The following is a 6,287-nucleotide window of genomic DNA, read 5'->3' as shown; positions in this document are numbered from 1 at the left end:
GGGCCCGAACACGAGACGGTTGGCTCACTGATCGAATACACCTGGAACGGCGAGAACCCGATCAAGCTAGCCGACGGCGGCACTCGGACCTTCCTCGACGACGGCGACGAGGTCGTGATCAGCGCGACGGCGCCCGGTCCCGCCGGCGCGAGGATCGGCTTCGGCGATGTCACCGGACGCGTCCTTCCGGCCGTCAGCTAGGGCCTGTTGCCTCGGCAGCTTGGATTCGGCTCACCGCGACGACGTCGGTGATTGCGATCGAGCGGTAGTCGATCTCTGCGGTAGTGATCTCGACATCGTTGTCGGGGCGCCCGAACGCCGTGTCGGCAAGCTGCGATGAGTCGAAGATTCCCGAGACACCCCGAACCGGCTCGGCCGCGCCATGGGTGGCGAGCCTTGGCTGCGGCCGTTTTCCCAAGACAGCCGTGTTTTCGCAGCGTGTAGCGATGTTGTGCGGCTTGTTGTTGATCACTTACTCGCTTCGCCGCCAGCCTCGGATCTGACGGCCCATCAGATCAGCGATCGATCGTTTTCCGGGCGCGGCTGTTGACTCAGCCGCGCGGAGGCGAAAAGATTCCCGTCGTCTGACAACGTTGTCATTCCGGCCGGGAAGGCACCGGACCGCTCGTTCCGCCCCTCGCGGTGCGAACGGCGGCGCTTCCGCAGGCCGGGGGAGGAACACGATGCGCCGTAGTAGTCAGCCCCCACCCGCCAGTACTCACATCCGCCTCACCAGGGCGTTGTCCACCGTCGCCGGAGCCGCCCTGATCAGTGGCGCGCTCTCGGCCGCGCCCGTCCTCGCCGCGAGTTCGGCCACGGCCGCCCCCTCCGGCAAGACCGCGCCCGCCCACACCGCCACCTGTACCAGCACTCCGCGCGGCATCTCGACCTGTGCCACCAAGAAGCTCACCGCGAAGCTGCCCGCGGCGAGCACCAGCAAGGCGCTGGTCACCGCCGCCACCTCAAACCCCGCCCAGCAGGTGGACACCCGCACCTGGACCACCAACGGCGGCAACACTTTCCCGGGCGCGATCGTGCCGTTCGGCGAAGTCCAGTGGAGCCCGGACACCATGCCGGACCGCAACGCCGGCGGCGGCTACGCCTACGGCGATTCCGCGCTGACCGGCTACAGCCTCACCCACGTCAGCGGGCCCGGCTGCGGGGCGGCCGGCGACATACCGATCCTGCCGCTGACCGGGGCGCTGCCCAGCGGCGACCCGAACAACGCGTCGACCTCGTTCACCAACACCGGCGAGGTCGCGCAGGCCGGCTACTACTCCGCCGAGAGCAACCTGCCCAAGACCATCACCTCCGAGTTCACGGCCACCCCGCACAGCTCGATGGGCCGCTTCACCTTCCCGGCCACTACCCAGGCCGACTTCCTGGTGAAGCTGATGGACGCGCAGAACACGGTCAGCTCGACCACCGCGCAGATCGTCGGCACCAACGAGGTGGTCGGCTCGGAGACCAGCGGCGGCTTCTGCGGCGACTCGGCCGCGTACACGGTCTACTTCGACCTCGTATTCGACCACTCCTTCACCGCCTCGCAGGTGATCACCAACTCCGGTGCGAAGTCCCCGGCCGCGGTGTTCCTCACCTTCGACACCACCGCCGCTCAGGCGATCCAGGCCAAGGTCGGCATCTCCTACGTCAGCGCCGCGAACGCGAAGCTGAACTGGCAGAAGGAGAACAGCGGCTGGAGCTTCGGCACGGTCAAGAGCGCCGCGCAGAAGTCCTGGAACACGCTGCTCGGCCGGATCGCGGTCTCCGGCGGCGCGGCGGACAAGACCCAGCAGTTCTACAGCAACCTCTACAAGGTCTTCGTCCAGCCGAACATCACCAGCGACGTCAACGGCCAGTACACGGGCTCTGACAACCAGGTGCACACGGTGGCCAAGCCGCAGACCGACCAGTACGGCATGTTCTCCGGCTGGGATACTTATCACGGCACCTCGCAGCTGCAGGCCATGCTCGACCCGAGCGCCGCGAGCGACCAGGCGCAGTCGCTGGTCAACTACTACAACCAGAACGGCATCCTGCAGCAATGGGGATACCTGAACCTGGACAACTACGTCATGAACGGTGACCCGTCGGACGCGATCATCGCCGACTACTACGCCTTCGGCGCGAAGACGTTCGCCACCGGCGCCGCCCTGACGGACATGGTCAAGCAGGCCACCACGGTCAACCACGTGCGTCCCGAGGAAGCGGCCGAGCAGCAGTACGGGTACATACCCGAGGACGGATCGTACGGGTGCTGCAATCCGCACGGCTTCGTCTCCTCGCTGCTCGAGTACGACAATGCCGACTTCGCCCTGGCGCAGTACGCAGCGTCGCTCGGCGACACCGCCGACGCGACAGCGCTGCAGAACCGGGCCAACAACTGGGTCAACGTATTCGACACCTCAACCGGTCTGCTCACGCCGAAGCTCAAGAGCGGCGCGTTCCTGAGCGGCATCAGCCCGACGACGACCGCGCACTACGTCGAGGGCGACGCCTACCAGTACCTGTGGGACGTGCCGAACGACTACGCAGGCCTGTTCTCGCTGCTCGGCGGCAACACCAAGGTTGCCAACGATCTGGAAAACTACCTCTCGCAGCCGAACGCGCAAGGCATGTACGCCTTCCTTGCCAACGAGTTCGACCTCGGCGAGCAGAACGCGCCGGACTACGCCGGGGACCCGGCAGGCACGCAGCAGGCGGTCAACAACATCCGCAACAGCGTGTACAACCCCGGTCCCGCCGGTCTGAACAACAACGACGACCTGGGGGCGATGAGCGCCCAGTACGTGTGGGAGATGCTCGGCATGTACCCGGAGAATCCGGGCTCTGACAACCTGGTGTTCGCCAGCCCCGGCTTCCCGAGCGCCACGATCACCCTGCCGACCGGCAAGAAGATCAGCATCACCGCGCCGGGCGCCTCGCCGACCGAGTTCTATGTCAAGTCACTGAAGCTCAACGGCAAGTCGTACAGCAAGCTGTACACGAACTTCAGCACCCTGAGCAAGGGCGCGACGCTGGCGTGGACGCTGTCGAAGACCCCGACCACGTGGGGCACGGCCGCGGCGGACGCCCCGCCGTCCTACGGCCCGGTGTTCGGCTCGACCGGATCGGTCACCCCGTCCTCGGCGGTCCTCCAGCCGGGCCAGTCCACCTCGGCGACGCTGGCGGTCACCTCGACCGACGGCGCGGCGCAGACGGTGAACTGGACAGCCAAGCCGGCCGCGGGCGTCACGGTCACTCCGTCCAGCGGCACGCTCACGGTCGCGGCGAACGGCACGGCTAGCGCCGCCGTCACGGTCACCGCGGGCCCGACGGACGGGGTCTATCCGGTCTCGTTCGATCTGACCAGCACTGCGGGCACCATCCTGCCGACGCAGATGTCGGTGACGGTTGACACTCCGGGTGACCTGGTGCCGTTCTACGATGTCGCCGGTATCAGCGACGACAGCAACGGCGCCGCGGCCAACTACGACGGCGACGGGTTCAGCTACTCGGAGCAGGCGCTGACAGCTGTGGGCCTGGCGCCCGGGGCGAGCGTGACCTCCAGCGGGCTGACGTATACGTGGCCGAACATTGCCGCCGGTCAGCCGGACTCGTTGCAGGCCTCAGGGCAGACCATTGCGCTGAAGGCTTCGGCGGGAGCCACGCAGATCGGGTTCCTCGGCAGCGCTACCAACGCGCCGAGCAGCGGAACTTCGGGCACTGTCACGGTCACCTACACCGACGGCACCACCTCGACCGCGACGCTCGGGTTCAGCGACTGGACCCTCGGCGCGGGCAGTTCCTCACCGGCGTTCAGCAACCAGATCGTGGCGAAGACGCCGTACCGCAACGCGGGAGGAAGCACGCCGCAGAACGTCACCACCTACGTCTTCTCGCAGACCATCTCGGTGGACAGCTCGAAGACGGTAGCCAGTATCACCCTGCCCGCGACGGTCAACCAGGGCGCGATCGGCATCTTCGCGATCGCGGTCGGCTGACCGGGCGAACACCTTGAGCCGAGAGGGCAGGCGCAAGGCCGGGAACCGGTGCCGCATCACCGGAGGACCGGTGACCGCCGAGGTGAGCACGCTCCGCGCGGCGTCAGCTCACTGAGACGGTAGGAGCGGGGCCGCCGCGAGATCCGTGGCGGCCCCGCTTCGCCGTGCGCGCTCGGAGCGGTTGTCCAGTCCAGCGGGACAGCTGTGGGGCCCGCGGGTGGTTGTCCAGTCCAGCGGGACAGCTGTCGGGCTGGCGCGTGGTTGTCCAGTCCAGCGGGACATATAGCCACCGGGGTTGTCCAGTTCAGCGGGACAAATTAGCTGCCAGGACGTTGTCCAGTTCAGCAGGACAGCTGCCGCCTTCGACCTACGATGCCGGCGGTAGTTCGCCGGAGCCGCGCGGCACCAGCACTGTGGGCAGCACGATCCGGCGCACCGGGGAGGTGTCGCCTTCGAGCCGAGCGAACAGCAGTTGCGCGCTCGCGCGGCCGAGTCCGGCCGCGTCCTGGGCCACCACGGTGATCGCCGGGGTGAGCAGGTCCGCAAGCTCGAAATCGTCGAAGCCGACCAGCGCGAGTCCGGGCGTGCCTCCAGGCGTCGGCACTCCGGTGACCTCCTGCGCACGCTGACGCTCCGCCAGTTCGCGCAGCACTGCGACCGTCAGCCGGTTGTTCCCGGTGAACAGTGCCGTGATCGGGTGCGCTCGGCGCGGGTCGAGCAGGTGGTCGAGCGCGTCGCCTACCCGCGCCTGATCCGAGGGGCCGAGCGCGATCCATGACTCGTCGATCGGCGCCCCGGCGTCCGCCATCGCTCTGCGGTAGCCGCTAAGCCGTTCTGTCGATGTGTAGATACGCGAGGAGTCGCCGATGTAACCGATCCTGCGATGCCCGTGCGCGATCAGGTGCGCTACGCCCTTTCGCGCGCCCTCCGCGTTGTCGACCAGCACGGTGTCCGCGGCCAGGCCGACCGGCGGTCGGTCGGCGAAGACGAGAGCGAGACCCGCGTCGAGCTCGGGCAGCAAGTAGGTGTGATCCTCCGCGGCCGGCACCATGATCAGGCCGTCGACCCGGCGCGAACACAGCGCCAGCGCCAGCTCCGACTCGCGGCGCGGGTCGTCCTCGGAGGAGGCGGTGAAGACCAGCGAGCCATGCGCCCGAGCCACCTCCTCGACCGCTCCGTTGAGCAGTGAGTAGAACGGGTCGGCCACATCCTCCATGACCAGCCCAATGCCGGCGGTGCGCCCGGTGCGCAGCTGCCGCGCGCTGTCGTTGCGGCGGAACCCGAGCTCGTCGATGGCCTGCTGCACCAGCGCCGCGGTGCCCGGCAGCACCCCGGGCTCACCGTTGACCACCCGCGAGACGGTCTTGAGCCCGACTCCGGCGCGCGCCGCGACGTCCTTCATGGTCGGCCGCGCCGCGTGTAGCAGGGAGCCGTCGGCCGCCCGCCGGCCCCGCCCTGGGCCGCTGGCCGGCGACGGCGAACTCGCGCCGGGATGCATCGCGGCCCCTTCCGTGAATGGACCCGGCCGGCTGCCGCCTCAGGCCGGGCGGCGCGGTCGGGCGCGTACTTTCCCAAGTGTATGGACTCGCGGTGCGCGCTGGCGGCGCTCTGGTCGGCGATTTGTGCGTTCGTGGCGTTTTTCTGTGTTGGATCCGCGGTAACTTTCAGCGCCGCCGCCGGCGGAAACTGCCGCCGATCTGCCGGTGCCAACTGCCCGTCGTCGCGCCTGGGGTGCGCTTTGCTCGGGTCATGTGGGGTTCGATGGTCGTCCTGATCCCGAGGACCGGTGTCACGCACGCGGCAACCGCGGCGCTGGCCCGCGCTCTTGGCGATGTCCTGTTCGTGGTGGTCGAGCGGTCGCTGAGCACTGACACGGATCGGCACAGCGCAGCTTCGGATCACCGCGCAGCTTCGGATCAGGGTTCTGCCGCGGCTGAGAGCGAGGCGATCGCGCGGCAGTTGCCCGCGGGCGTGCTCGCCTACGACGTCGTCGTGGTCGGACAGGGCGACGGGGCGCAGGTGGCGATCGAGCTGGCCCGCAGGTTGGAGCAGCCTGGGGCGCGGGACAGCGGGCTGGCTACGGGCGGCGTCAGCGCGGTTATCGTCGCCGGAGCGCTGCCGCCGCGTGCCGGTGACTCGCCGGACTCTCCGGGTTCTCCGGGTTCTCCGGGCTCGCCGCAAACGATGCCGATCGCCGCGCCGCTGCACGTCTGGGCGGGCGCGGAAGATCTGTCCGCGCCAGCGGGACAGCGAATGCTCGGCTGGTGTGAGGTCACGGACGCGACGACGACGTTCCGCTCCTTC

The 6,287-nt window shown here is 68.6% G+C and carries 3 protein-coding genes and 2 pseudogenes; 3 read left to right on the top strand and 2 right to left on the bottom strand.

Annotation, left to right across the window (positions count from 1 at the left end; translation table 11 throughout):
• Positions 1 to 201, top strand: a pseudogene (locus tag VN779_RS10790) (fumarylacetoacetase); the annotation flags it as partial.
• Here the strand turns inward: VN779_RS10790 and VN779_RS10785 are convergent.
• Entirely contained in the window at positions 194 to 472 is a 279-nt protein-coding gene (locus VN779_RS10785; RefSeq protein ID WP_325722330.1) for a hypothetical protein, read from the bottom strand. The pseudogene VN779_RS10790 and the gene VN779_RS10785 overlap by 8 nt on opposite strands.
• A 211-nt stretch (positions 473 to 683) precedes the next feature.
• Here VN779_RS10785 and VN779_RS10780 point away from each other — a divergent pair, with 211 nt between their 5' ends.
• Positions 684 to 3,983, top strand: coding sequence for a GH92 family glycosyl hydrolase (locus tag VN779_RS10780; protein WP_325722329.1), 3,300 nt, complete (start codon positions 684 to 686; stop codon positions 3,981 to 3,983).
• Positions 3,984 to 4,350: 367 nt separating this feature from the next.
• Here the strand turns inward: VN779_RS10780 and VN779_RS10775 are convergent, their stop codons facing one another.
• Positions 4,351 to 5,385, bottom strand: coding sequence for a LacI family DNA-binding transcriptional regulator (locus VN779_RS10775; RefSeq protein WP_325722328.1), 1,035 nt, complete (start codon positions 5,383 to 5,385; stop codon positions 4,351 to 4,353).
• A 347-nt stretch (positions 5,386 to 5,732) separates the two neighbouring features.
• Between VN779_RS10775 and VN779_RS10770 the strand changes: the two are divergent.
• Positions 5,733 to 6,287, top strand: a pseudogene (locus tag VN779_RS10770) (hypothetical protein); the annotation flags it as partial.

It is taken from the genome of Actinocrinis sp. (genome assembly GCF_035605935.1).
Classification (GTDB): Bacteria; Actinomycetota; Actinomycetes; order Streptomycetales; family Catenulisporaceae; genus Actinocrinis.
The sequence above is the reverse complement of the archived record's forward strand: the minus strand, read 5'-3'. Positions and strand labels throughout refer to the sequence as shown.